Here is a 25,388-nt window from a genome sequence, read left to right on the forward strand (position 1 = left end):
ACTTGGAGCAACTTCCCGTGAGTGACATCAACTGGGGTCCGACCGGTGAGGTCGTCTACCAGCGGACCTACTCCCGCAAGCACCCCCACGGCGGTAACGAGACCTGGCCCGAGACCGTGCAGCGCGTGGCCACCGGCAACCTGGCACTGGTCCACGGCGACCCCGGCGAGTGGCCGGACGCCGCCTGGGCCGAGTACACCCGGCTGACCTCTCTCATGCTGGACTTCAAGATCCTGCCCGCTGGCCGGCACCTGTGGGCCAGCGGTGTCGAGGGCCGGCAGTTCCTGTTCAACTGCCACGTGTCCGGCTGGGGAGCGAAGCTGTCGACCCACTTCGACTTCACCTTCGTGCGGCTGTTGGAAGGTGGTGGGGTCGGCGCCAACTACTCCTCCCGGTTCCTGGCGTCCTACGGCGCTCCCCGCCGGGAGCTGACCGTGCACATCGTCTGCGATCCGGCGCACCCGGACTACGCCGAGATGCGCGAGGCCGGGGTGCTGTCCGAGCGGTTCGACGCCGACTGGCCCGGCGCCTTTCCGGTGGAGGACTCGCGGGAGGGCTGGGCGGCAGCCGTGGTCGACCTGATCGACACCTTCATGACCGACGACACCGTCATCGACGCCGACCGGGTCTACGACGTCTCGCGGGTGCGGGCCAGAGGTGCCCGGCTCGCGACGTTGGGTGGCACTGCCAGTGGCCCGGCTCCTTTCGCCCGCACGATGCGCCGCATCGGCGAGGTGATGAACGGAGCCAGGGGTGAGATCGTGAGTGTGGTCGGCGACGAGTGGCGCCGGTGTCGCTCCGCCCATCTCACCCCGATCGAGGCCATGGCGATCGACCACGCCATCGATGAGTGCGTGGTCTCAGGAGGCGTGCGCCGCTCGGCTCGCATGGCGATCTGCCACTGGAACGACCCGCACGTCCACGAGTTCATCACCTGCAAGGCCGACACCGGTGAGCACTGGACGACGAACATCTCCGTGGAGATCGACACGGCCTACCTCGCCGCCCTGGCCGACGGTGACCCCCACGCCCGGGCGGTGCACATGGCGGTCGTGAGGGGGATGCTGACCAACGGCGAACCCGGGTTCTGGAACAGCAGCTACACCAACACGGGCGAGATCGGCGAGGTGATCGCCACCAATCCGTGCGGAGAGATCGGCCTCGAGGCATGGGAGGCGTGCAATCTGTCGCACGTCAACCTGGACGCCTTCGCCCCCACCGCCGAACGGTCTCGGGCCGACGTCCTCGGGCTGATCGAGGCACACCGGCTGGTCACCCGATTCGTGCTCCGGGCCACGTTCGGGGACATCACCGACCCCCAGCAGAGGCAGGTGCAGGACCGCAACCGGCGGATCGGGGTCGGCCACCTGGGCGTGCAGAGCTTCTTCGCCAAGCGCGGCCAGAGGTACTCCACGGTGCCCAGAGACCCGGCCAACCGGCGGTTCCTGCGGGAGCTGGCCGAGGTGGTGCGCGACGAGGCGCGCCACTACGCCCTCGCGTTGGGCATCCCCGAGCCGGTGAAGGTGACCACGGTGGCCCCGACCGGCTCCATCGCCAAGCTGCCCGGGGTGACCGAGGGCATCCAGCCGATCTACGCCCGCTACTTCATCCGCCGGGTGCGGTTCAACCGCAACGACCCCGACCAGTTCGCCAAGCTGGTCGAGGTCGCCGGACAGGGCCACACCATCGAGACCTGTGTGTACGACGCCAGCGGAGACACGATGGTGGTGGAGTTCCCCACCATGGAGAAGCTGGTGACCGAGGTGGTCGCCCTGGGGTACGAGGCCGAGATCGTGGAGTCGGCCGACGAGATCGCCCTGGCCGACATGCTCGCCTTCCAGGAGATGTACCAGTCCTGCTATGCCGACAACGCGGTCAGCTTCACCGTCAACACCCCTCAGCGGGAGCTCACCGAGAGCTACCTGGCCGAGGTGGCCGACACGCTGGCGTCCTACCTGCCGCACCTGAAGGGCACCACGCTGATGGTGGACGGCACCCGCCCGCAGTCCCCGTACGAGCGGATCACCGAGGACGCCTACCTGGCCGCCACGGTGCAGTCGGTGGCCGACGGCACCGACGCCGACTGCGCCACCGGAGGCTGCCCCGTGCGCTGACGACCATCGTGAGCGTCGAGGCGAACGAGCTGTCGATCACCGACGTCCCAGCCAGCTGCCAGCGTTCGCGCACCTCGACCGTTGAACGCGTCCGTCCAGACGCTCGTGAGGGGTCTCGCCCCGAGGACGAGGACATCTGCACCGGACGAGACACCACCGACGCGGCCCTGCTCAACGGGACGGCTGAGGTGTCGGCCGAGGAGGGAGCGACGGCTCCGGCCGTCCGACGCGAGCTGGCGCGGGAGGTATCGGCCTTCGTCGACTTCGACGCACCCGTTGAGGGCGTTCACGTCAGGGACACCTGCACTGGCGTGCCTGAAGAGGGGCTTCACGCACGCCAGACGTGACCGTCGACGAAGGACGATCCGAATGCCTCGGAGAACCCGCCTCCAGCCTCGAGGACCGGCCGGTCGCGGGCCGTGCCGGACCGGCTCAGTCGGCGGCAATCACGGAGAGGACGTTGCCCGAGGGGTCGGTGAACCAGGCGATGTCCGGGCCCTCCCCGCGCATGACCCCGTGCTCGTCCTGCGGCATCCCGTCGTAGTGCTGGAAGCGCACGCCGCGCGCGGTCAGCTCGCCGACCGCGGCTCCGACGTCGTCCACCTCGAAGTTCAGGACGGTGTAGCTGGCCGGGGTGGCGGTCGGTTGCTCGTAGACGAAGGTGTCTCGACCACCGGCCAGGTGCAGCCAGAGGTTGCCGTGGTCCTCGGACGTGCGCAGCCCGAGCACCTCGCCGTAGAACTCCCGCGCCGCCGCCAGGTCGCGGACGGCGATGCCGCTGTAGGCCTTCGTGTCGGTCAACATCGGTGTGTCCCCTCATCCGGGCGCTCATGGGGTGGACGCCGCGAGCCGCGCGGTCTCATCGCTCCGGCGCAACCCCGGATCCCTGACCTCCGCGGGGATTCCTCGAGATCGGCACCCGGTCCCACCGGCTCGTGCACGCCGCACGACACGGTCCGCACCGGGGCGGTGCCGGCGCGGTGGTCGTCCACGGTCGGCTCGCCCCGGACCATGCGCCCGTGGGCCCCGGTGTGGCGCGCCACGGCGGGCGCGACCGCTCGAAGGACCACTGGCACGCTGCCTCGCATGACGGTCGCCCGGTCCATCCTGCTGTTCGCCGTGGCCGCGGTCGCCGAGATCGGCGGCGCCTGGCTGGTGTGGCAGGGCGTGCGGGAGCACCGGGGCTGGCTGTGGATCGGGCTGGGCGTGGTCGCGCTCGGCGCGTACGGGTTCGTCGCCACGCTGCAGCCGGATGCCGACTTCGGGCGGATCCTCGCCGCCTACGGCGGCGTCTTCGTCGCGGGCAGCCTGGCGTGGGGCATGGTCGCCGACGGGTTCCGGCCCGACCGCTACGACGTGATCGGCGCGCTCATCTGCCTCGTCGGTGTCGCCGTGATCATGTACGCCCCCCGCTCGGCGTAGCCGCCCGGCCTCAGGACCCTCCGGGCCCCCGGCCGAGCTGCCGGCGTCGGTCGTCGTCGTCCTCCAGCCCCACCAGTCGACGATGCGGCCGCCGCGGACGGTGAACCAGTACACCTCGCGCACGTCGCGGAACGCCCGTCCGGTGGGCGGGCGGCCCATCCACGGCCCCGTGTGGGTGCCCGAGCAGCGGAACTGACCGACGACGGTGTCGCCCTCGCCGACCAGGGCGACGGTGTCCATCCGCACGTCGGGGAACGCCGCCCGGAACGGCGTCACCCACTCCCGCACCGAGACGGCGATCTCCGGTGCGTACAGCTCGTCGACCGCGTCCAGGTCGCCGCCGTTGATCACCTCCGCGACCGCCCGGGCGACCAGCCGCTTGTTGTCCTCGACGCTCACCGCGGCCGCCCGCTGCGCCACGCGGTCCCGGTCACGGCGCGGCGCGGGCCGGTACGCCGATCAGCGCCATGGCCGGGTTGCCGCCGTCGCGCGGTCAGACGTCGGGGCTGTACGTCGCGATGAACTCCGCGTACCGGCGCGCCCCGGTGCCCGAGGACACGTCACCGATCCGGAGCACGGTCAACCCCAGGTACCCCCACGTCTCGAAGGCCTCGTTGATGTTGTCCCAGCCCTCGTCGTTCGTGACCCCGCCGGCGAGCGCGTTCTCGCCCTTGAGCTCGACACCGGCGCGGAACGCGTAGTCGCCGATCCACTGCACCAGGGTCTGGGCCAGCGAGTACGCGGGCGCGACGTCCTGGTCGTCCATCTCCAGCGCGGTGAAGTGCATGACCACCTCACGCGGGCCGCCGTCGAACCGGTTGGCCAGCTCGACCACCCGCTGGTACCCGTGCCCGGTCGCCCACGAGTCGAGGTCGACGCTGGTCTGGATCAGGCCGGTGGTCACCTCGGCGGCCCGCGGGTGGGCGGGGTTGGTCATCGACCAGTGGATCCCCGGCACCTTGTAGCCGATGTCGGCCTCGGGGAAGTCCTCGCCGAGGGCGTCGACGACCGTCCACAGCACGCGCTCGCCGTGCTCGACGAGCGAGCCGTTGTACCAGTCCACGAAGTCGCGGCCGTACTGCGTGTCCAGGTAGTCCAGGGCGGCGAAGAAGGCGTCGGCGTCCTCCGGCGGGCCGATCTCCTGCACCGACGCGAGGTCGGTGCCCCAGGCGTGGTTGACCGCCTCCAGGGAGCCGTACCGGTGCAGCACCTCGTCCTGGAAGTCGCGGACGGCCAGCGGGGAGTACGACTGCAGGGCGCCCCGCGTCGGGTAGCCGGTGCCCTCGTCGTGCTGGTTGTAGGACGGGTAGCGCAGCTCGCCGGACGGCCCGAGCGAGACGTTGACCTCCACCACCTCGTCGGCGTACACGTCCCCGTACTGCTGCTCGAACGCCCGGGTGAAGTCCCGGTACTCGTCCATCACGACCTGGTCGGCCCAGCCCTGCACGCTCTCGGCGCTGTGGTTGCCCTGCTCGCTCCGGTGCTGCAGCCCCGTCGGGCCGAGCTCGATGCCGTGGTACTCGACGCCGGCGTACTTGGACCACAGCCACGGCGGCAGCAGGCTGGTGTAGTCGTCACCGACGTTGCCGCCGGCCTGGTGGAAGGACAGGATCGGCGCGAGGTCCAGGCCCTTGGACGTGATCACGTCGAAGACCCGGTCGTAGTAGCTCCAGTCGAACCGGTTGTCCGCCGCACCCTCGACGTCGCCCCACCACACGTCGACGCTGACGGCGTCCACGCCGTAGGCGGCCACGGTCTCGAGGTCGGCCTCGAACGCCGCCCAGTCGGTCACCTTCAGCGGTGCCATCACGTTGGCGGTGAACTCCGGGTCGTCCAGCGCCACGGGCCCGGGAGGCACCGGGCCGTCCGCCGGAGCGGCCTGGGCAGGACCCGCGCCGGCGAGGAGCAGACCGAGGACGGCGAGCGTGACTGTGGCGTGCCTCACACCCGGCATGCTGCCAGCCCGTCGCACCAGGTCCCAGCGGAGTCCCCGGTAGGGACCGTCTCCCCGGCGTGTCCTGCCCGACTCGCGGTCCCGACCGCCGGTCGACCTCGGCTCGGCGCGGGATCGGCGTGGCTCGGGATCGACGTGGCTCGGGCTTCCCTCGGACGCCGACGGCGCCGGTGTCATGCGAGGCCGGCCTCGTGGACGCAGATCGCGATCTGGACGCGGTTGGACACCCCCATCTTGACGAAGATGTGCGAGACGTGGGCCTTGACCGTCGCGAGGCTCATGAAGAGGTCGCGGGCGATCTCCGCGTTGGACTTGCCCTGCCCGACCGCGACGGCGACCTCCCGCTCCCGCTCGCTGAGAGTCGCCAGGCGAGCCGCCGCGGCGCGTGCCCGTGCGGCCTCCGCGCCGGGGAGGGACGCGTGGACGACCCTGCGGATCAGCTGCGCGGTCACGCTCGGCGAGAGCATCGGCTCGCCCGCGGCGACCCGCTGGATGGCCTCGACCATCGTCGAGGGGGTCGTGTCCTTGAGGAGGAACCCGCTCGCGCCGCTCGCGAGGGCCCGGACGACGTACTCGTCGGCGTCGAATGTGGTGAGGACGACGACCCTGGGGGGATCGGACCTCGCGAGCAGCTGCTGTGTGGCGGCGAGCCCGTCCATCCGCGGCATCCGGATGTCCATCAGGACGACGTCGGGACGCGTCCGGGCGACCACGTCGAGCCCCTCGGCGCCGTCACCGGCCTCCCCGACGATCTCCACCTGGGGTGCACCGCCGAGCACGAGCCGGAGCCCGGTGCGCACGAGGGGGTCGTCGTCGACGAGGACCACCCGGACGGCGAGGGCGCTCATCGGTCCCACGGCAGCCGGGCCCGGAGGACGAACTCCCCGTCGGGGGTGCGGCCGTGCTCGAGGTGGCCGTGGCTGGCGGCGGCCCGCTCGGCCAGGCCGACGAGGCCGAAGCCGGGAGTCCGGGTGCCGTCCTGGCCACCGACGGGTGCCGGGTTGCGGATGCAGAGGTCCAGACCGAGCCCGGGACGACCGGTCAGCTCGACGGTGACCGCGGCGTACGGGGCATGCTTGCGCGCGTTCGTCAGTCCCTCCTGCAGGATCCGGTAGGCGCTGCGACCGGTCGACACCGGCAGCTCGGCGAGGTCCTCGAGGGAGGAGTGCAGGGTGATGTGCGCGCCGGCGGCGCGCTCGTCGGCCAGCAGCGTGTCCAGGTCCCGGAGTGTGGGCTGCGGCCGGTGGTCGGTCGCGTCGATGCCGCGTTCGGGGTCACGGAGCAGGCCGAGGATCTCCCGGAGGTCGGTCAGGGCGCGCTGGGAGTTGGCCTGGATGACGCCGGCGGTCTCGCGGGTCTGGCCGGGGCTGAGGTCGGTGCGGTAGGCGAGCGCGCCGGCGTGCAGGGCGACCAGCGACATGCGGTGGGCGAGGACGTCGTGCATCTCGCGGGCGATGCGCGCTCGCTCGGCCGCCTGCGCGGTGGCGACCTGCAGCGCCTGCTCGTGCTCTGCGCGTTCGGCCCGCTCGCGCAGGGAGGCCACGAGCTCGCGCCGGGCGCCCACGTACATGCCCACGGCGACGATCACGCCGGTGAGCAGGGCGGTGAAGGCGAGGTTGAACGCCCAGTCCAGTGGTCGCTCGGCCTGCGCGAGGTACCAGAGCTGGCCGGTCAGGACGCCGTACGCGGCGGTGGGCAGGATCTCCCGCCACCTCCGGCGGGTCGCGAGTGACGCCTGGCTGACCACCCAGGCGCCGGTCGCGCCGGCCGAGAACGCCGTCGCCGTCGCGGTCAGGACGGTGACGGCGACCGGCCGGCGCCGACGGAACGGCACGGCTCCGACGGAGGTGACGCCGAGCGCGGCGTCGATCCAGAGCAGCGCACCCGCCGTTCCGAACTGGGCCCGGGCGAGGACCAGCCAGACCCCGCCGACGGCGACGGCGAGCAGCGCGGCGCGCACGGTCCCGCGCTCCGCCGTCCGCGGCAGTCGAGCGGGATCGGCCGGGAGGCCCATGGCCGGAGCGTAGGGCGGGACGGCGGGTGGGGACGACCGACCAAAGTCGGCGCCGGGTGCCGACCTCGGTCGAGCGTGCGCCGACCGGAGCCCGATGCCCGACCCCTGCGCCCGCAGCAGGCTCGCCCCGTGAGCCTCCTCCGAGAACTCCCGACGGACACCGTGCCGGTACGAGACGATCGACGCGGCACCGCCGCGGCGGCCCCGGTCTCGCTGGCGCGCCTCTACGCGCTGCGGGCCGGCTACCTCCTCATCGTCGTCGGGCTCGCCGTCACCACGTGGCCGGCCTTCGTCCAGGACGGTCGGCCGTGGCCCCTCATGGAGGGCGTCGTCACCTGCATGCTCGCCGCGGTGTCGATCCTCGCCCTCGTCGGGATCCGCCATCCGCTGCGAATGCTGCCCCTGCTGCTGTTCGAGGTCGCCTGGAAGCTGATCTGGCTGGCCGTCGTCGCCCTGCCGCTGTGGAGCGCCGACCGGATGGACCAGGCCACGTGGGACGTGACGTTCTCGTGCCTCTTCGTCGTGGTGGTCCTCGCCGTCGTCCCCTGGCGCCACGTCGCCGCGCACTACGTCACCGCGCGCGGTGACCGGTGGCGCTCCGCCGAGGAGCGGTGACGTGGGGACGAGGGTCGCCGAGGTCCTGACCCGTGCCGCCGACTCCGCCGCCCGCCGGCACGTCGGGTTCGTGCTCGGCGTGGTCGACGCTCGCAGCGGCGTGACGACGGTGGCCGGCCGGGGGACCACCGGGCGTCCGGACGGCCGGCCCGTCGACGGGACCACGCTGTTCGAGGTCGGCTCGGTCACCAAGACGTTCACCGCGCTGCTGCTGGCCGACGCCGTCGTACGGGGCGAGGTCCGCCTCGACACGCCGTTGCGGGCCGTCGTCCCCGCCGGCGTGCGGGTGCCGTCGCGGGACGGCGTGGACATCACGCTGGAGGACCTGGCGACGCACCGGTCCGGTCTGCCGCACTCCCCGCTGGGGTGGGTCCCGGTCCTGCGGTCCGGTCTGCTGACGAAGGACGACCCGTACGCCGGCATCACCGTCCCCGGGCTCTACGACGCGCTGGGACGCGCGCGGCTGCGCCGCACACCCGGTACGGGGCGCCCCCGGTACTCCAATTTCGCCATGGCGGTCCTCGGTCAGGCGCTCGCGGACCGCCTGGGCCACCCCGACTACGCCTCGCTCGTGCGGGCACGGGTGTGCGAGCCGCTCGGCCTGCGCGACACCGTGGTCGTCCCCGCTGCCTGCCAGGTGGAGCGCCTCGCCGTCGGGCACGGGCGCCGCACCCGGCCGATCGAACCGTGGCACCTCCTCGGGGTCGCCGGCGCGGGCGCCCTGCGCTCCACCGCTGACGACCTGCTGGCGTACCTGCGCGCCCACCTCCGTCCGGACCACACGCCACTCGCCGAGGCGCTCGCACTGACCCAGCGCGAGCGGCACCGCAGCCGCTTGGCCGGCGGCCTGGCCCTCGCCTGGATGCGGTGGGCCGGTCCGAGCGGCCCACTGCTCTTCCACGGCGGCGCCACCGGGGGCTTCCGCGCGTTCACCGCCTTCGCGCCGGGAGCCGCGCTCGGGGTGGTCGCGCTGAGCAACAGCACCCGCAGCCCCGACCGGGCCGCCCTCGGCCTGCTGCGGGACCTCATGCGCGCCGGCTCCGCCCGGTCCGGCCACCTGCCCGACCCCCCGGGAGGACTCGTCCGTGACTGAGCCGTCCGCCGGCCTCCGGTTCTCCGGCCGCAGGAGGCACGGCGCCTACGACGTGACCGACGTGAAGGGTGTCGTCGCGCGCATCGCGGTCAGCTGGACCGGCAACCGGTTCACCGTCACCGACGCCCGGGGCGCTCCCCTCTGCGCGGCACGGACGAGCTGGTGGCGGCTGCCCACGCGGTGGGACGCGACCGGACCGGACGGCAGCCCCCTGCTCACGGTGCGGATGCGGGGCATCGCGAGGACCTCCGCGGAGGTCCACCTGCAGCGGGGAGGTCGCCTGGTGGTCCAGGGCAGCGCCTGGCGGCGCGACTTCCGCGTCAGCGACGAGCGCGGCGAGCTCGTCCTGACCGCGACTCCCCGTTCGTCCGTGTGGTCGTTGCGACAGCACGACCACCTCGTCCACCACGATCCGCGCACCCTCCGGCTGCCGGAGGTGGTCGCGCTCGTCCAGATCTGGCGCACGACCGTGGAGGAGGAGTCGGCCACGGCCGCCGGTGCCGCGGTCGCCGGCGGTTCCGCCGCCGTGTAGCCGGCCGTGACCCCCGCCAGGTCCGTCCGCTGCCCGCTCCGGTGGATCGACGCACTCGTGCACGGTCGGCGCCGGACCGCCGCCGCGCTCAGTTGCGCAGCGTCTGCACCAGGGGACAGCTGAACGGGTCCCGGGCGCCCAGCCCGACCGCGTTCAGGTACCGGACGACGATGCCGTACGAGCCGACCAGGCTGGTCTGGGTGTAGGTCACGCCGTTCGCCCGGCAGTACGCCCGCACGATCGGCTGGGCCCGCCGCAGGTTGGGGCGCGGCATGCTCGGGAACAGGTGGTGCTCGATCTGGTAGTTCAGGCCGCCCATCGCCGCGTCGGTGAGGGGCCCGCCGTCGATGTTGCGCGACATCAGCACCTGCCGGCGCAGGAAGTCCACGCGGGCGCCCTCCGGCACGATCGGCATGCCCTTGTGGTTGGGCGCGAACGCGCCGCCGAGCAGGAGGCCGAAGACGCCGAGCTGGACGGCCAGGAAGGCGGCGGCCTTGCCCGGGGACAGGACCAGCAGCACGGCCGCGAGGTAGCCGGCCAGCCGGCCGACGACGAGCACCAGCTCCACCCGGCGGTGCGGGAGGTCACGCCGGCCGACCAGCACCTGGAGGCTCGCCACGTGGAGGTTGAGGCCCTCCAGGAGGAGCAGCGGGAAGAAGGCCCAGCCCTGACGGGCGGTCAGCCAGGCGGCGAGGCCGGTCCGCGGGGCGGCGGCGGCCGGGGTGAAGGCGAGGACACCGAGCCCGATGTCGGGATCCCTCCCCTCCTGGTTCGGGGCGCTGTGGTGCCGGCTGTGCTTGTGGGACCACCAGCCGGCGCTCAGGCCGGCGAACGCCCCGGCCATCACCCGCGCCGCCCAGTCGTTCCAGCGCGCCGAGCCGAAGACCTGCCGGTGCGCCGCGTCGTGGGCGAGGAAACCGAACTGGGTGACCACGACGGCCAGGACGGCGGCGACCCCGAGCTGGAGCCAGGAGTCCCCGAGCAGCGCGAAGGTGACCCAGACCCCGGCGAACGCGCCGGTCATGAGGAGCATCTGCGTCCAGTACCAGGCGTGCCGCCGCTGCAGCAGTCCCGCCTCCCGGACCTGGCGGGACAGCTCGCCGTAGGTGCTGGTCTGCCGTGCCGTCCGCGGACGGCGGGCGGCGAGCCGATCGGCGGCAGGGGGCGCCGGGTCGAGCTGGGGGGATGCCATGGACTGCGCCTCCGGGAGGACGGACGGGTGTACCGCCGGGTCCGGGGCAGTACCGCCACGGTAACCCGGCCGCGTGGATCACGCGGCCGGCCACCGACGTCCCCGGTGCACCCACTCCCCGGTGCACCCACTCCCCGAGGCGCTCCCGTGACCGCTAGAGGTACAGCGTGCCGGAGACGACCTGCGCGGCGAGCGCGTGCAGCGGGACCCCGGTCCGCCGGGCGTGCGCGCGCAGCACGGTGAACGCCTCGCCCACCTCGATGCCGGTGCGCTCGGCCAGCACGCCCTTGGCCTGCTCGATGAGGACCCTGCTGTTGAGCGCGGCCTGCAGCTGCTCGGCCAGCAGGTCCCGTGACCGGATCGTCCGCTCCTGGAGGAGGCCGACGGTCGCGACGTCGGCCAGGGCGCGGGCCAGTCGCATGTCCGCCTCGCTCAGCGCACCGGTCGCCACGCGGAACACGTTCACCGCCCCGATGACCTCGTCGCGCAACCGCATGGGCACCGCCTGCGCCGAGGAGAAGCCCGCCTGCTCCAGCCGGGCGGTGAAGTCCGGCCAGTCGCGGCGCATCTCACCGAGGTCGGCCTTGGTCACCGACTGCCCCGTGCGGAAGGCCTCCAGGCACGGCCCCTCGTCGCTCTGCAGCTCGAAGAGCTCGACCAGCCGCACCTCGTGGGAGGTCGCCGCCATCGCCTGGAGGCCGCCCCGCTGGTCGGCGAGCATGATGCCCCCGGCGTCGCCGTCGAGCAGCGTGACCGTGCGCTCGATCAGGGTGTGCAGGAAGTCCACGAGGTCGAACTCGGCGACCAGCGTGTCCGCCAGCTCTACGAAGGTCTCCGCAACCGCTTGCTCCCGGCTCGTCACGTCGACTCCTCCTCTGGACTGCCGTCCACGTCCGGTCCCCCCGGGCCCGGCGAGAGCCCGATCTCACTGTCGTCGAAGCGCACGCGTCGTGCCACCACGTCGCCGGCGAGGTCGGCCATCCGGAGGTCGCGGGCGAAGGCCGTGGCGCGCAGCCGGAGCAGCGCCTCGACCACGCCGACGTCCAGCTGCACCGAGATCATCCCGGCGGCCTGGTGCACCACGGCCCGCCGGTCGACGAGGTCGGCCCACCCGGGGTCGACGTCGACACCGGTGACCGGGTCGTCCCCCCTGCGTTCCTGCAGGTGGAGCAGCACCGCCACGGCCGCGTCGGCGAAGGCGACGGCCTCCGTGAGGTGCGCACCGGACAGCGGCCCGCGACGGTCGCGGTAGAGGTCGAGCACGCCGATCGCGACGGCACCGACCTGGAGCGGGAAGGTGAACGCCGCCACGATCCCCGCCTGCGCGGCCCCGAACGCGAACGCCGGCCACCGCACGACCCCCTCCACGCCGAGGTCGGAGCACAGGACCGGCCGTCGCGACGTCGAGGCGTCCGCGCAGGGTCCCTCGCCCAGGGTGAACTGGAGGTCCTCCATCCGCTGCGCGGGACCGCCGGTCGCCGCCACGACCCCGCTGACGCCCTCGGCGCTCACCACCGCGAGGCCCACCCCGGTCATCCCCGTGGCCTGCCGGCACTCCTCGACCAGGTGGTCCGGCCAGGACGCGGCCGGCCCGGCGGCGGACAGGGTGGCGAGGATGTCCACCACCCGCGCTCCGGCCATCGTCGTCGCCCGTCCCCTCGAAGGTGCCGGCCGTCGGCCCGACCAGCGGTCGAACGTGGCCGGACACGGCCGGACACGCGGAGGGCTGCCCCACCACACCCCAGGAGCGCCATGGTCGCAGGTGCGGGCGCGCGAGGCCCAACCCGGCGCACCGCGCCACCCGCTCACCGGGGGCGTCGACCCCGCGCCGCGGTCCGCCGTCGGGTGCCGCCCCGGCGGGCTCCTACGATGGGCACAGGCCGTCCCGGTCCGGCACCGTCGCCGACCGGAGACCCGTCGCCGCAGGTGCCATCGCCAGGCACCGTCCCCGTGAGTACGCCCTGCCGCACCTCCCCGTGCCTCTCACCCAGGAGACCCGTGCCCGTGAACCCACCCACCGCCGACCCCACGACGACCGCCGACTGGTGGCGCCAGGCCGTCGTCTACCAGGTCTACCCCCGGAGCTTCCGCGACCTCGACGGCGACGGCCTCGGTGACCTCCGCGGGGTGACGGAGCGGTTGCGGTACCTGCAGCAGCTCGGCGTGGACGCCGTCTGGCTGAGCCCCTTCTACCCCTCCGCCCTCGCCGACGGCGGGTACGACGTCGACGACTACCGCGACGTCGACCCCCGGCTGGGCACGCTCGAGCAGTTCGACGAGATGGTCGCCCGGGCCCACGGCCTGGGCATCAAGGTCGTCGTCGACGTCGTCCCCAACCACTCGTCGAACCGGCACGCCTGGTTCACCGAGGCCCTGGCCTCACCGCCCGGCTCCCCCGCCCGCGACCGCTACGTGTTCCGCGACGGGAGGGGTCCCGACGGCAGCCAGCCGCCGTCGGACTGGATGTCGCACTTCGGTGGCCCGGCCTGGACCCGCGTCCCCGACGGCCAGTGGTACCTGCACCTGTTCGCCCGGGAGCAGCCGGACTTCAACTGGGACAACCGCGAGGTGCGGGAGGACTTCCTCCAGACGCTGCGCTTCTGGTCCGACCGTGGCGTCGACGGCTTCCGGGTCGACGTCGCGCACGCGCTGGCCAAGGACCTGAGCGAGCCACTGCGCGACTACGGCGGCGTCCACCCCGACTCGCGGACCGAGCTGCCCCTGGACGGCAGCCACCCGCTGTTCGACCGCGAGGAGGTGCACGAGATCTTCCGTGAGTGGCGCAAGGTGCTCGACACCTACGACCCGCCGCGGTCGGCCGTGGCCGAGGCGTGGGTGACGACCAGCCGCCGGGTGCTCTACGCCCGGCCCGACGAGCTGGGGCAGGCCTTCGACTTCGAGTTCCTCGTGTCGCCGTGGTCGGCGGAGCAGTTCCGGGTGGAGATCGACGGGGCGCTGTCGGCCGCCGCGGCGGCCGGGGCGTCGGCGACGTGGGTGCTGTCCAACCACGACGTCGTCCGGCACCGGTCGCGCTACGCGCTGCCGAACGGCACCGACCTCGACGGCTGGCTGCTCTCCGGCGGCACGCACCCGGCGCCGGACGACGAGCGCGGCCTGCGCCGCGCCCGGGCGGCGACGCTGCTCATGCTCGCGCTGCCCGGCTCGGCCTACCTGTACCAGGGCGAGGAGCTCGGCCTGCCCGAGGTCGCCGACCTGCCGGCCGAGGCGCTGCAGGACCCGATCTGGGAGCGCACCGGCCACGCGCAGAAGGGGCGGGACGGCTGCCGCGTGCCGCTGCCCTGGACCCGTGGGGGGTCGTCCTTCGGCTTCGGCGAGGCCGGGTCCTGGCTGCCGCAGCCAGCGTGGTTCGGCGAGCACTCCGCCGAGGCGCAGGACGGCGTCGAGGGCTCGACGCTGGAGCTGTACCGAACGGCGCTGCGGCTGCGGCGCGAGCTGCGGGCCGACGGGTCGCTCCAGTGGCTCGGCTCCGGGCCGGTGGCCCGGACCCACGTCCTGCACCTGCGCCGGTCGACCGGGTGGGAGAGCGTCACGAACTTCTCCGACACCGACGTCGACCTGCCGGCCGGCGAGGTCCTGCTCGCCAGCGGACGGCTCCCCGGTGGGGTCCTGCCGCCGGACACGACGGTCTGGCTGCGCCGCGTCCAGGACTGAGGAAGGACCCTCGAGCGGGGTCGCCGACCGGGCCGGGGAGCCACCGCTCCCCGGCCCGGCTCCTCAGTGGTGGTACGCGTGCACGACCGCGTGGCCCTTGCCGCGTCCCATCAGCCAGCGGTTGATCGGGAGGGTGACCACGAAGGCCACGGCGAGCGCGCCGGCCAGTGACAGCCAGAACACCGCCGAGGACACCCCGGCCTCCATCGCGCCCGGCACGGACACGATGACGGCGTTGTCCACGATCTCCATCACCGTGATCGAGACGGTGTCGGCCGCCAGGGCCACCTGCAGCGCCCGCCGGAACGTCAGGTCCGCCCGCAGCACGCCGCGCATGGTCAGCGCGTAGCCGAAGACGGAGGCCAGCGCGACGGCCAGCGCCACCGTGGCCCCGGTGGACAGGCCCACCGACGTCCCGATCACCATCCCGAGGACCTCACCGATGGCGCAGCCGGTGAGGCAGTGCAGCATGGCCTGCACGGCCATCGCCCAGCTGACCGGCCCGCGGCCGTGGGCCGTGTCGTGGTCGGGCGCGGTGCGCCCCGCGTCGTCGTGCGCGGCGCGGTCCCGCCCGGTCGGGACGGATCCGCCGTGCGCGTGCTGCGTGTCCGTGTCGTCCTCCTCCGTCGACGAAGCGAAGGTACCCCCAGGGGGTATCAGGACATGACGCCTGGCGGCGCGCTCACATGCCGGTGACGATGCGCTGGAGGTCGCTGGCCATGCCCGTCGCCTCCCGCGAGGCCCCGACGATGGCCTCCTGCGCCTGCGCGGTGGAGGCGGTCTGCTCCTCGACGGCGGTCGCGATGGTGGTCTGCGCCGCCACCACGTCCGCCATCACCTCCTGGACCCTGCCGAGGGCCGCGCCGGCGGCGACGACGTCCCCGCGGACGGCCTCGACGACGCGGCGGATCCGCTCGGTGGCCCGCGCCGTCTCCGAGGCGAGGTCCTTGACCTCCCCGGCGACCACGGCGAACCCCTTGCCCGCCTCGCCGGCGCGGGCCGACTCGATGGTCGCGTTGAGCGCGAGCAGGTTGGTCTGGTCGGCGATGGTGGAGATGCTGCCGGCGATCTGGTCGATCTCGGCCATGGTGGCGGCCAGGCGCTCCACGGTCTGCGCGCTGTCGCGGGAGCTGGCACTGGCCTCGTTGGCGGTGGTCGTGGCCTGGCTGGCGGCGGAGGCGATCTCGCCGATGGCCGCGCGCAGGCCGGCCATCACGGCGGACGCGACGCCGACGTTCTCGTCCAGCCGCTGTCCGGCCGCGACCAGACCGCTCAGCCGGTGCCCGAGCTCCGTGGTCCGTTCCTCCCGCTGGGCGAGCGCGGCGGCGGCCCCCTCCGCGGCCCGGACCCGCTCGGCGGCGAGCTCCTCCTGGGCCCGCACCTGCGCGGCCTGCTGCTCCTCGGCACGCTGCTGCTCCACCTGCCGGGCGCGGTCGGCCACCTCGGTGAACTTCCAGCCGTAGGCCAGGAACGTCGCCTCGGCCAGGAGGAAGACGGCGTGCAGCAGGGCGAACAGGACCGGGCTCTGCTGCGCGTGGTGGTCGGAGAAGACGGAGTCGGGCGAGAGCAGGCTCATGGCGGCGTGGTGGACGGCGACGAAGGCGACGGCCAGCAGGAACGGCGTCCACATCTGGTAGAGCGCCACGACCGCGAGGACCGCGTAGAACCAGATGTGCAGGTCCTGCAGCCCCCCGCCCACGTGCAGGAGGACGTCGGCGGCCACCATGAGGCCCAGGCTGACGGCACTCGCCCGCGCGACCTGGGCGGAGAGGGCGCGGCCGAGCACCAGCAGGACGACGATGACCGCCAGCTGCCCCCAGAGCAGCCACCCGGACACCCCGCGCGCCAGGCCGATGCCCGCCAGCACGGGGAGGTGCACCGCGAGCACCGCGGCGATGACCCGGTGCCGGGTGCCGAAGGTCTGCTCGTCGAGCCGCACCCCGCGCGGCACGGTGGCCCACCAGCGGGAGGGGACGGAGGCGGTGACCGGCACGGCGGACGTCGAACTCACGCAGGGCTTTCGGTCCGCGGCCCGGACGACTTGAGCGCAGTCGCCGAACCGACGCGTTCCGTCCCCGGCCGGGGGTCCCGTCCGGTGGGGACCGGCCGGCCGGCGTCAGGAGGTGGCGGCCTCCGGCCGGGGCTCGAGGACGGCGGGCATGCCCAGCCGCACGAACAGCCCGGTGTCGAGGTCCAGGAAGCTCGTGATGTGCCGGACGCGGTCCCCGTCGATCTCCAGGACGTGCAGCGCCCACGGCACGTGCACGCCGTCGCCGCGCAGCCGGTACTGGGCGAAGGCCGGGCAGCCGTTGGCCTCGGTCTGCAGCAGCCGCGAGCCCCGGCAGGCGCTGCCCGGGCCGAGCATCCAGGTGCCGATGTCGGCCGCGCCGCCCAGCCACATCTCGAACGGCGGCATGTGCTGGGTGGCGTCCTCGTGCAGCAGGGCGACGAAGGCGTCGACGTCGTAGCGCTCGAAGGCGTCGAGGTACCGGGCGAGCAGCTCGCGCGAGTCGGCGTCCAGCGGACGGGGTTCGGGCGTGCCGCCCATCGCCGCCAGTGTCGCCCGCGCCCGCTGCAGCGCGCTGTTGACCGACGCGACGGTGGTCTCCAGCAGGCCGGCGACCTCGTCGGCCCGCCACCGCAGCACGTCACGCAGCAGGAGCACCGCCCGCTGCCGCGGCGGCAGGTGCTGCAGCGCCGCGACGAAGGCCAGCCGCACCGACTCCCGGGCCACCGCGCGCTCGGCCGGGTCGCCGTCCTCGGGGAGGACCTGGCGGTCGAGCACCGGCTCCACCCACGCCTCGGCCGGCCGCTTGGCCGCCAGCGACGCCTCCACCGGCGACCACGACGAGCCCGAGAGGTCCATCGGCAGGGCGCGGCGCTGCCGTCCGGAGAGCTGGTCGAGGCAGACGTTGGTGGCGATCCGGTACAGCCACGAGCGCAGCGACGAGCGGCCCTCGAAGTCGGCCAGGCTCTTCCACGCCCGGACCAGCGTCTCCTGCACCGCGTCGTCGGCGTCGAACGACGACCCGAGCATCCGGTAGCAGTACCCGGTCAGCTCGCGGCGGTGCTCGAGCAGCCGCGGGTCGAGCTCGTCGGACACCCCGGTCAGCACGCTGGTCACCTGTGACCACCCCTCTTCGTCGGCGAGGGCGGTAGTCCACCACGGACCACCGACGGAACGGGAGAACCGGGAGGGCTCGCCCTACTGGTAGGTGACCAGCTCCGGACGCGGGGAGACCTGGGCGATCGTCTCCTCGGGGGTGAGCATCGGCACGTCCTCGTCGTAGAAGTTCTTCCAGCCCCAGGCGAGCCCCTCGGGACCGATGCCCTGCAGGACCCGCCAGGTCTCCTGCTTGCTGCCCTGGGGACCCTGCCCGTCGGCGTGGACCATGACCGCCAGCTCGTCGCGGGAGAGGTCGACCCGCTCGCGGCCGGGGATCATGTCCACCCGGAACTGGTGCAGCACCAGCAGCTTCTGCGGCAGGGAGTTCTCCCGGGTGAGGTCGGCCAGCCAGGTGACCACCCGGTTGACCTCCTCGACGTCCACCGAGCCGATCTGGGTCAGGTGGACCTGGTCGGGCGCCAGCCGCCACTCGGGGTCGAGCGCCAGGCCCACGTGCGGCAGCGCGAGCAGCTCGCGGTAGCGCTCGGCCTGGGTGACGAAGTCGGTGCGCCCCGGCTGCAGGTCCAGGACGACGTAGACGCCGGCCTCCGCCGCCGCGTCCACCCACGGCCGGAGCTGCTCGACGGGCGCCTCGAAGGAGTAGTTCCCCTCCTCGGTCGGGAACTCCGAGGCCACCGTCGCGATGATCTCGAAGGCCGGGACGACGGTCGCGTCGTCGACCAGCGCGTCGTAGGGCGCGGCGGTGTCGCGGGCCCGCTGGATGCTGGCCGCGACGTCCTGCTCCCCGAGCACACCGAGCGCGCCGGAGCCCGGGTGCCCGTAGAGGGCGACCAGGAAGTGCTGCGGGAAGAGCACCTGCCCGCCACCGGGCAGCTGGGCGCCGGTCGCCGCCGTCTCGAGCTTCCAGTCCAGGCCCTCCTCGTCGGCGAAGCCCGCGCCCAGCGCCACGACGGTGCCGGCGCCGGCCACGGCGTCGACCGCCTCCGCCGAGCCCCGGGGGTCGGTCGAGCCGCCGGTCAGCTGCACCCGCGCGCCGGCCGCCCGGGCGGTGGCCACGCCGGCCAGCGAGTCGGGGGTGCCGGACGCGAGGACGACGGTGTCCTCCAGCGGCTCGGCCCGGGTCACCTCGGGGAGCTCCCCGGACGCCTCCCCGTCGACGGCGGCGGCGTCCTCGGGCAGCAGCGCGGCAGGCGCGTCGGGGTCCAGCCCGGCGACGGCGGCCGCGTCGCCGTCGGCCGGCACGGGGTCGCCCTCGGCGAGGTCCAGGCCGGTGGCGGCGGCGACGGCCTCGGCGGTGGCCGGCACGGTGACGACGTCGAGGTCGCCCCCGCCCGGTGCGGCGTCCCCGCCGACGGCCAGGACCGTCGTGACGCCCAGCCGGTCGAGCTCGGCGGCGACCGGGTCGTCCCCGGCACCGTCGCCCTCGGGGTCGAGCAGCAGCGGGACGCCCAGGCCGACCGCGGCGGAGGAGCCCAGCAGCGCCGCGGCGCGGTCGCCGTCGGGGGCGACCACCACGACGCCGGCCTCGTCGAACAGCGCGCGGCTGGTGCTGACCGCGGAGGCGGCGGGCTCGGCGTCGGAGACCACGGAGAGCCGCTGGTCGGGGGCCGAGGTGGCGACCGCGGCGGCACCGGCGTCGTCCCCGCCGCCGCCGGCGGACGAGGTGCAGCCGGCGGCGAGCAGGAGCGCGCTCACGGCGATGGGCACGGTCCTCGGTCGCACGCGGGGACCTCCGTCCGCCGGGCACGTGGTCGCACGGGTGGCGCGACGCCGTCGGCGCGCCCGACCCGGGGGACCCTACCGACGTCCGCGCCGGGGCACCCCTCGCCGGTCGGTCAGCCGCCGCCGGCCCGGGTGCGCTCCAGGTTGGCGACCATCCGGGCCAGGCCGGCGACGGTCTGCGCGTACTCCTCCTCGGTCATCCCCGCGGCGACCGAGCGGCGGAAGGCCCCGACCGCCGCGGCGAGCCGGGCGTGCGCCGTCCGGCCGTCGGCGGTCAGCTGCAGTCGCTCCCCCTCCGCGGTCAGCCAGCCGCGTCCGCCGAGGTCGGCGAGGACGCCGTCGAGCTCCCCGGCACCGGCGAACGAGGCGAGCGACGCGGACACCGCGGCCCGGTCCGCCTGCCCCTCGGCCACCGACTGCAGCACCTGCCAGTGCCGGCGGCCCAGGCCCTCGGCGGCGACGACGTCGTCGAGCCCCTGCTCCAGCAGCTCGTCGAGCCGCCTGACCCACCACCCCACCGGCCGCCGTCCGTCCACGCGCGCAGGGTGGCAGGTCCCGCCGACGGAACGCGGTCGCGCAGCGTCGCACCGGCCCGGTAGACAGCAGGGGTGACCGATCCCGCCGCGCTGCGCCCCGTGTCGCCGGACGAGTGGCCGGCCTTCGCGCAGGCCATGTCCGACGTCTTCGGCGAGGAGATGGACAGCTCGTTCGTCGAGCGCCCGCCGGCGACCGCGGAGCTCGACCGGACGCTGGGCCTGTGGGACGGCGACCGGGTGGCGGCGACGTCGGGGGTCTACAGCCGCACGCTCACCGTGCCGGGCGCCGTCGTCCCCTGCGCGGGCGTGACCTGGGTGACCGTCTCCCCCACCCACCGCCGTCGCGGCGTGCTCACCGCGATCATGCGCCGTCAGCTCACCGAGCTGCACGAGCGGCAGCGCGAGCCGCTGGCCGCGCTGTGGGCCTCGGAGGGCGGCATCTACGGCCGCTTCGGCTACGCCCCGGCCGCTCTGCGCGGCAACCTCACCGGCCGGACCCGGCGCACGGCGTTCCGGCCGGGCGTCGACCTGGGCACCGGCACGGTGACGCCGGTCGACGTCGGGGCGTACCGGGCCGCCGCCCCCCGCGTGCACGAGGCGCTGCGCCGCTGGGTGCCCGGCGCGCTCGAGCGCGACGAGCGCTGGTGGCAGCGTCTCCTGCGCGACCCGGCGGACCGGCGGGACGGCGCCACCGCCCGCCGGTACCTGCTGCACACCGAGGCCGACGGCACGGTCACCGGGTACGCGGCCTTCCGCGTCCGCGCCCGGGAGACCGCCGACGGCGAGCCGGACGGCACGGTGCTCGTCGACGAGGTGCGCGGCCGCGGCACCCCGGCGTACGCGGCGCTGTGGCGGTACCTGCTCGACCTCGACCTGATCCGCACGGTCGAGTACCCCCACGCCTCCGCCGACGAGCCGCTGCGCCACCTGCTGGCCGACGCGCGCGCCCTGCTCCCCCGGCCGGTCGACGGGCTGTGGCTGCGGCTCGTCGACGTCGACCGGGCGCTGTCGGCGCGCCGCTACCCCACGCCGATCGACCTGGTGGTCGACGTGCGCGACGAGTTCTGTCCCTGGAACGAGGGGCGCTGGCGGGTGGCCGGGCACCCGGCCGGTGGCTACTGCGGCCGTACCGACCTCGACCCCGACCTCGTCGTGGACGCCGGTGCGCTGGCCGCCGCCTACCTCGGCGGCGTCTCGCTGGGCACGCTGCACGCGGCCGGGCGGGTCACCGAGGTGAGCCCCGGGGCGGTCGCGCTGGCGGCGACGGCGTTCTCGTGGCCGGTGACCCCGTGGTGCCCCGACCCCTTCTAGACGACGTCCCCGCGGGTGGGCAGGCCGCCGGCCGGGCGGTGCCGGTTCTGCTCGTAGTCGTGGATCAGGCCGATCCGGCGGACGTGCCGCTCCTCGCCGCTCCACGGTGCGGCCAGGAAGTGCAGCACCAGCTCGGTGGCCTCCTCGACGGAGTGCTGCCGGGCACCGATCGCGCAGACGTTGGCGTCGTTGTGCGCCCGGGCGAGCTCCGCGGTCTCCCGGTTCCACACCAGGGCGGCGCGGACCCCGGGCACCTTGTTGGCCGCGATCTGCTCCCCGTTGCCCGAGCCGCCGATGACGACGCCGAGGGTGCCGGGCTCGACGACGACGCGCTCGCCGACCTCGAAGCAGAAGGGCGGGTAGTCGTCCTGGGCGTCGTACTCGAAGGCACCGCAGTCGACCGGCTCGTGCCCGGCGTCGGTGAGCGCCTGCTTGAGGTGCTCCTTGAACTCCAGCCCGGCGTGATCGGTCCCCACGAAGACGCGCATGGACCCGAGTCTGTCAGGGTCGGGGCGTGCCGGTGCTCGGGGTGGACGGGTGGCGCGGGGCATGGGTCGGCGCACTGCTCGAGGGCCGGTCGGTGACGCTGCTGGCGCTGGCCGACGTCGCCGCCGTCCTCGCGGTGCCGGACGTCGAGGTGGTCGGCATCGACATGCCGATCGGGCTGTCCGAGGACGGCGTGCGGGCCTGTGACGTGGCGGCGCGGCGCCGCCTCGGCCGCGCCGGCAGCTCGGTGTTCCCCGCGCCGGTGCGGGCGGTCCTGCGCGCCCGCGACTACGCCGAGGCGCGCCGGCTGTCGGTCGAGGCGACGGGGGGCCGCTCGCTGTCGGCCCAGTCCTTCCAGCTGGTGCGCTCGATCGCGGCCCTCGACGACGCCCTCGGCGACCCGCCGCTCGGGCACGTCGTCGAGGTGCACCCGGAGCTGGCCTTCCGCGCGCTGGACGACCGGGTGGGCGACCCGAAGTCGGGCGCGCGCGGACAGGCCCAGCGCATCCGGGCGCTCGAGCCGGTCGTCGACGTCCTCGACGCGCTCGCCGGTTCGCCTCCGGGGGTGCCCCTCGTCGACGCGCTGGACGCCTGCGCCGCGGCGTGGTCGGCCCGGCGGGTCGCCGACGGCGCCGCGGAGTGCGTCGGGGACGGCGCGATCGACGCCCGCGGCCGCCCGATGCGGATCTGCTGGTGAGCGTGCTCGCGCGCGAGCGTCCCCTTGCATTGCCAACTCAGCGTGCTGAGTTGAGTTCGTGGAGCCGGATCTCAGCTACGCCCTCCACTCCCTGACGGCCCGACTCGACCGGGCGGCGGACCGCATCCTCCGAGCCGAGCACGACGTGTCGTACCGGCGCTTCCGGGCCCTCCACACCGTCGGGGCGTCGGGCAGCACGACGCAGCGGGCGCTGGCCGACCGACTGGGCCTGACCGAACCGTCGGTCAGCCGCATGGCGGCGGTGCTGGTCGACGAAGGCCTGCCCGCGGCCGACGCGGCCGCGACCGGCGGGAACCGGCGGCGCCTCGAGCTGACCCCCGCCGGCGAGGAGCTGGTCGACCGCTGCCGCGACGCACTGGAAGGCCGGCTGGTGGCGCTCGTCGAGAGCAGCGGCGTGCCCTACGAGGAGCACCCACGGCACACCCGGCAGCTGCTCGCCGCCCTCGAGCCCGGCGTCACCGGGACGGCCGGGCGTGCGTCGTGACAGCGGCGCCACGGCCGAGCACCGTCACATCGGCGGACGGCACCACCATCGCCTTCCTGACCGTCGGCCAGGGCGACCCGGTGATCCTGGTCGGCGGGAGGATGCGCACGGCCGAGGACTACCTGCCGTTGGCCCGGTCGCTGACCCCGCGGTTCAGCGTGCACCTGATCGACCGACGGGGCCGCGGCTCGAGCGGACCCCAGGGACCGGACCACTCGATCGCCCGGGAGTGCGACGACGTCCTCGCGCTGCAGGCGAGCACCGGGGCGGTGCGCGTCTTCGGGCACAGTTACGGCGGTCTGGTCGCGCTGCGGACCGCCGCACGCGCCCCGGTCTTCGACCGGATCGCCGTCTACGAACCCGGCGTCTCCGTCGGCGGCTCGATCCCCACGGCGTGGATGCCCCGGTACCGGGAGCTGCTCGGGGTCGGCGACCCTCGTGGGGCCTTCGCGCACTTCGTCCGCGGCTCGGGCCATGCGCCCGGTCCGGTCGCGCGGCTCCCCCTCTGGTACCTGCGCACCGTCCTGCGCCTGGTCGTCCGCGCGCCGCAGTGGCGGCGGATGGAGCCGCTGCTGGCGAGCAACCTCGCGGAGCACGAGGAGGTCCGTCGCCTCGACGGTGACCTCACCGCGTTCGCGGCCGTCGCCGCGCAGGTGCTGCTGCTCGGCGGCAGCCGGAGCCCGCAGCCAGCGACCGTGGACACCCTGCAGCACCTGCGCGCGGTCCTCCCGAGCGCGTCGATCGAGCTCCTCGACGGCCTGGATCACAACGCGCCCGACGAACACGCGCCCGACGTCGTCGGCACGCGGGTTCGCCGCTTCCTCGAGACGACGCCGTCCGGGTGAGTCTCAGGTGAGCCGGCGGAGCACCGGCAGCGGCAGCACCCGCAGCAGCGCCGAGACCGGCCGCCAGGGCCACTCGGGCACGTAGGCGCGCACCGGCTCGCGCTCGATGGCGGCGACCAGCGCGTCGACGCCGGTGTCGAGGTCGACGGTGAACGGGCCGCGGCGGCCGACGTTGATGTCGGTCTCGATGTAGCCGGGCAGCACCGTGGTCACCCGGATGCCGGTGCCGAGCAGGTCGGCGCGGATGCCCTCGGCCAGGGCGTTGAGCGCGGCCTTGCTCGCGCCGTAGGCGGTGCGGGTGCCCTGCATGCCGCGGACCGACGCCACGGAGCTGATGAGCACGAGGTGGCCCGCGCCCTGGGCGCGGAACAGCTCGACGGCGGCCTCGCACTGCGCGTGGGTGCCCAGCACGTTGGTGGCCAGGATGGCCCGGTTGGTCGCGGCGGCCCCCGTGCCGACGGGGGTGCCGTTGCCGATCCCGGCGTTGGCCACGAAGCGGTCGATGCCGCCGAGCTCGGCGGCCAGCTCCGGGACGCCGCGGGCCACGGCCTCGGCGTCGTCGACGTCCATGGCGGCGGTGACCACCCGGGTGCCGGGGTGGGCGGCCAGCAGCTCGTTCCGCAGCTCCTCCAGCAGGTGCGTGCGCCGGGCGACGAGCGCCAGGTCGCGGCCCCTCGCGGCGAAGCGCTGCGCCATGCCGCGGCCGAGGCCGGAGCTGGCACCGGTGATCAGGATGCGCTGGCGGACGGGTCGCGGCACGGGATGAGCATGCCAGCCCGCCCGCGGTGCACCCCGGTGGACCGAACCGGTCCACCGGGGTGCACCGGAGGCTCAACGCCGGGTGAGCTCGAGGGCGTCGGCGGGCACGGAGTCCATGTCGGGGCCGGACGTCCGGGTGCGCTTGAGCTCCCAGAAGTCGGGGAGGTTGGCCAGCAGGACGGCGCCGTCGAAGGCCTTGCCGGCGTCCTCGCCGGTGGGCACCTTGCTGATCACGGGGCCGAAGAACGCGACGCCGTCGATGTGCACGACGGGCGTGCCGACGTCGTCGCCGACCGGGTCCATGCCGGCGTGGTGGCTCTTCTCCAGCGCCTCGTCGTAGTCGGTCGAGGTCGCGGCCTCGGCCAGCGACGCCGGCAGGCCGACCCGCTCGAGCGCCGGGGCGATGATGTCCTCGAGCTCCTCGCCCTCGTGGTGCCGCAACGTGCCCATGGCGGTGTAGAGGTCGCCGAGGACCTCGTCGCCGTGGTGCTGGGCGGCGGCGATCGCCACCCGCACCGGGCCGATCGCCTGCTCCATCATCTGCTGGTACTCCTCGGGCAGGTCGCGGCCGCGGTTGAGCACCGCCAGGGACATGACGTGCCAGTGCAGGTCGATGTCACGCACCTTCGCGGCCTCCAGCACCCAGCGGCTGGTCAGCCAGGCCCACGGGCAGAGCGGGTCGAACCAGAAGTCCACCCGTGCCGTGGTCGGGGCGCTCTGCACTGCCTCGGTCATCGCTCACCTTCGCTCTCGTCGTCGTCCGGCCGCCTGTCCCGCCGGACCCGCTGTCCG

At 74.3% G+C, this 25,388-nt stretch carries 26 protein-coding genes and 1 pseudogene; 11 read left to right on the forward strand and 16 right to left on the reverse strand.

What is annotated here, in order from left to right; genetic code table 11:
• Nucleotides 1-17 precede the first annotated feature (17 nt).
• Together nrdJ and ABQ292_RS03430 are read left to right on the forward strand one after the other, a co-directional pair.
• Complete coding sequence (nrdJ, locus tag ABQ292_RS03425; protein WP_369203234.1) at nt 18-2,114, forward strand: ribonucleoside-triphosphate reductase, adenosylcobalamin-dependent; 2,097 nt, start codon at nt 18-20, stop codon at nt 2,112-2,114.
• Between the two features lie 8 nt (nt 2,115-2,122).
• Nucleotides 2,123-2,461, forward strand: a complete 339-nt coding sequence (locus ABQ292_RS03430) for a hypothetical protein (protein WP_369203236.1) — start codon at nt 2,123-2,125, stop codon at nt 2,459-2,461.
• An 85-nt stretch (nt 2,462-2,546) separates the two neighbouring features.
• On the opposite strand, the gene ABQ292_RS03435 is transcribed toward ABQ292_RS03430, so the two are convergent.
• Entirely contained in the window at nt 2,547-2,918 is a 372-nt protein-coding gene (locus ABQ292_RS03435; protein ID WP_369203238.1) for a VOC family protein, read from the reverse strand.
• 282 nt (nt 2,919-3,200) lie between these two features.
• Here ABQ292_RS03435 and ABQ292_RS03440 point away from each other — a divergent pair, with 282 nt between their 5' ends.
• Complete coding sequence (locus ABQ292_RS03440; RefSeq protein ID WP_369203240.1) at nt 3,201-3,536, forward strand: YnfA family protein; 336 nt, start codon at nt 3,201-3,203, stop codon at nt 3,534-3,536.
• A gap of 123 nt (nt 3,537-3,659) precedes the next feature.
• Here ABQ292_RS03440 and ABQ292_RS03445 read toward each other — a convergent pair.
• From ABQ292_RS03445 to ABQ292_RS03460, 4 genes and pseudogenes are all read right to left on the reverse strand, one after another.
• Nucleotides 3,660-3,956: pseudogene (locus ABQ292_RS03445) on the reverse strand (ester cyclase); the annotation flags it as partial.
• A 73-nt stretch (nt 3,957-4,029) separates the two neighbouring features.
• On the reverse strand, nt 4,030-5,481 hold the full coding sequence (locus tag ABQ292_RS03450) for a family 14 glycosylhydrolase (protein WP_369203242.1): 1,452 nt from the start codon (nt 5,479-5,481) through the stop codon (nt 4,030-4,032).
• 182 nt (nt 5,482-5,663) lie between these two features.
• A complete protein-coding gene (locus ABQ292_RS03455; RefSeq protein ID WP_369203244.1) occupies nt 5,664-6,338 on the reverse strand; it encodes a response regulator in 675 nt (224 codons plus the stop codon).
• On the reverse strand, nt 6,335-7,504 hold the full coding sequence (locus ABQ292_RS03460) for a sensor histidine kinase (protein ID WP_369203246.1): 1,170 nt from the start codon (nt 7,502-7,504) through the stop codon (nt 6,335-6,337). Before ABQ292_RS03460 ends, ABQ292_RS03455 begins: the two co-directional genes overlap by 4 nt.
• A 129-nt stretch (nt 7,505-7,633) precedes the next feature.
• On the opposite strand from ABQ292_RS03460, the gene ABQ292_RS03465 reads away from it, so the two are divergent.
• The 3 genes from ABQ292_RS03465 to ABQ292_RS03475 are packed head-to-tail and all read left to right on the forward strand — an operon-like array spanning nt 7,634 to nt 9,744.
• Nucleotides 7,634-8,119 carry a hypothetical protein gene (locus tag ABQ292_RS03465; RefSeq protein WP_369203248.1) on the forward strand — a complete coding sequence of 162 codons (486 nt, stop codon included), beginning with the start codon at nt 7,634-7,636 and terminating at the stop codon, nt 8,117-8,119.
• A gap of 1 nt (nt 8,120) precedes the next feature.
• Complete coding sequence (locus tag ABQ292_RS03470; RefSeq protein ID WP_369203250.1) at nt 8,121-9,212, forward strand: serine hydrolase domain-containing protein; 1,092 nt, start codon at nt 8,121-8,123, stop codon at nt 9,210-9,212.
• The gene (locus tag ABQ292_RS03475) at nt 9,205-9,744 is read left to right on the forward strand and encodes an LURP-one-related family protein (protein ID WP_369203252.1); all 540 of its coding nucleotides are present in this window, start codon (nt 9,205-9,207) and stop codon (nt 9,742-9,744) included. Before ABQ292_RS03470 ends, ABQ292_RS03475 begins: the two co-directional genes overlap by 8 nt.
• Before the next feature lie 88 nt (nt 9,745-9,832).
• On the opposite strand, the gene ABQ292_RS03480 is transcribed toward ABQ292_RS03475, so the two are convergent.
• The 3 genes from ABQ292_RS03480 to ABQ292_RS03490 form a co-directional block, all read right to left on the reverse strand.
• Nucleotides 9,833-10,936 carry a fatty acid desaturase family protein gene (locus ABQ292_RS03480; RefSeq protein WP_369203254.1) on the reverse strand — a complete coding sequence of 368 codons (1,104 nt, stop codon included), beginning with the start codon at nt 10,934-10,936 and terminating at the stop codon, nt 9,833-9,835.
• A 154-nt stretch (nt 10,937-11,090) separates the two neighbouring features.
• Nucleotides 11,091-11,798, reverse strand: a complete 708-nt coding sequence (locus ABQ292_RS03485; RefSeq protein ID WP_369203256.1) for a GAF and ANTAR domain-containing protein — start codon at nt 11,796-11,798, stop codon at nt 11,091-11,093.
• Nucleotides 11,795-12,577: a GAF and ANTAR domain-containing protein gene (locus tag ABQ292_RS03490; RefSeq protein ID WP_369203258.1), complete on the reverse strand. Its 783-nt coding sequence runs from the start codon at nt 12,575-12,577 to the stop codon at nt 11,795-11,797. The genes ABQ292_RS03485 and ABQ292_RS03490 overlap by 4 nt, the downstream gene beginning before the upstream one ends.
• A gap of 363 nt (nt 12,578-12,940) precedes the next feature.
• Between ABQ292_RS03490 and ABQ292_RS03495 the strand changes: the two genes are divergently transcribed.
• Entirely contained in the window at nt 12,941-14,608 is a 1,668-nt protein-coding gene (locus ABQ292_RS03495) for a glycoside hydrolase family 13 protein (protein WP_369203260.1), read from the forward strand.
• A 63-nt stretch (nt 14,609-14,671) separates the two neighbouring features.
• Here ABQ292_RS03495 and ABQ292_RS03500 read toward each other — a convergent pair whose 3' ends face one another.
• From ABQ292_RS03500 to ABQ292_RS03520, 5 genes are all read right to left on the reverse strand, one after another.
• On the reverse strand, nt 14,672-15,094 hold the full coding sequence (locus ABQ292_RS03500) for a DUF4396 domain-containing protein (protein WP_369203262.1): 423 nt from the start codon (nt 15,092-15,094) through the stop codon (nt 14,672-14,674).
• Between the two features lie 196 nt (nt 15,095-15,290).
• The gene (locus ABQ292_RS03505; RefSeq protein WP_369203264.1) at nt 15,291-16,619 is read right to left on the reverse strand and encodes a methyl-accepting chemotaxis protein; all 1,329 of its coding nucleotides are present in this window, start codon (nt 16,617-16,619) and stop codon (nt 15,291-15,293) included.
• Nucleotides 16,620-16,724: 105 nt separating this feature from the next.
• On the reverse strand, nt 16,725-17,732 hold the full coding sequence (locus tag ABQ292_RS03510) for a sigma-70 family RNA polymerase sigma factor (RefSeq protein WP_369203265.1): 1,008 nt from the start codon (nt 17,730-17,732) through the stop codon (nt 16,725-16,727).
• A gap of 81 nt (nt 17,733-17,813) precedes the next feature.
• Nucleotides 17,814-19,430: a hypothetical protein gene (locus ABQ292_RS03515; protein ID WP_369203267.1), complete on the reverse strand. Its 1,617-nt coding sequence runs from the start codon at nt 19,428-19,430 to the stop codon at nt 17,814-17,816.
• 140 nt (nt 19,431-19,570) lie between these two features.
• On the reverse strand, nt 19,571-19,993 hold the full coding sequence (locus ABQ292_RS03520; protein WP_369203269.1) for a winged helix DNA-binding protein: 423 nt from the start codon (nt 19,991-19,993) through the stop codon (nt 19,571-19,573).
• Nucleotides 19,994-20,065: 72 nt separating this feature from the next.
• On the opposite strand from ABQ292_RS03520, the gene ABQ292_RS03525 reads away from it, so the two are divergent.
• Nucleotides 20,066-21,304 carry a GNAT family N-acetyltransferase gene (locus tag ABQ292_RS03525; protein WP_369203271.1) on the forward strand — a complete coding sequence of 413 codons (1,239 nt, stop codon included), beginning with the start codon at nt 20,066-20,068 and terminating at the stop codon, nt 21,302-21,304.
• Here the strand turns inward: ABQ292_RS03525 and ABQ292_RS03530 are convergent.
• Entirely contained in the window at nt 21,301-21,792 is a 492-nt protein-coding gene (locus ABQ292_RS03530; RefSeq protein WP_369203273.1) for a ribose-5-phosphate isomerase, read from the reverse strand. The genes ABQ292_RS03525 and ABQ292_RS03530 overlap by 4 nt on opposite strands.
• A 26-nt stretch (nt 21,793-21,818) precedes the next feature.
• Here ABQ292_RS03530 and ABQ292_RS03535 point away from each other — a divergent pair, with 26 nt between their 5' ends.
• The 3 genes from ABQ292_RS03535 to ABQ292_RS03545 all read left to right on the forward strand — a co-directional run bounded on the left by ABQ292_RS03535 (nt 21,819) and on the right by ABQ292_RS03545 (nt 23,837).
• Complete coding sequence (locus ABQ292_RS03535; protein ID WP_369203275.1) at nt 21,819-22,487, forward strand: DUF429 domain-containing protein; 669 nt, start codon at nt 21,819-21,821, stop codon at nt 22,485-22,487.
• 145 nt (nt 22,488-22,632) lie between these two features.
• Complete coding sequence (locus ABQ292_RS03540) at nt 22,633-22,992, forward strand: MarR family winged helix-turn-helix transcriptional regulator (RefSeq protein WP_369203277.1); 360 nt, start codon at nt 22,633-22,635, stop codon at nt 22,990-22,992.
• Complete coding sequence (locus ABQ292_RS03545; RefSeq protein ID WP_369203279.1) at nt 22,989-23,837, forward strand: alpha/beta fold hydrolase; 849 nt, start codon at nt 22,989-22,991, stop codon at nt 23,835-23,837. Before ABQ292_RS03540 ends, ABQ292_RS03545 begins: the two co-directional genes overlap by 4 nt.
• 3 nt (nt 23,838-23,840) lie before the next feature.
• Here ABQ292_RS03545 and ABQ292_RS03550 read toward each other — a convergent pair whose 3' ends face one another.
• A complete protein-coding gene (locus ABQ292_RS03550) occupies nt 23,841-24,596 on the reverse strand; it encodes an SDR family oxidoreductase (protein ID WP_369203281.1) in 756 nt (251 codons plus the stop codon).
• Between the two features lie 72 nt (nt 24,597-24,668).
• A complete protein-coding gene (locus tag ABQ292_RS03555) occupies nt 24,669-25,331 on the reverse strand; it encodes a mycothiol-dependent nitroreductase Rv2466c family protein (protein ID WP_369203283.1) in 663 nt (220 codons plus the stop codon).
• Between the last annotated feature and the right edge of the window lie 57 nt (nt 25,332-25,388).

The sequence above is a fragment of the Geodermatophilus maliterrae genome (assembly GCF_041018925.1).
Lineage (GTDB): Bacteria > Actinomycetota > Actinomycetes > Mycobacteriales > Geodermatophilaceae > Geodermatophilus > Geodermatophilus maliterrae.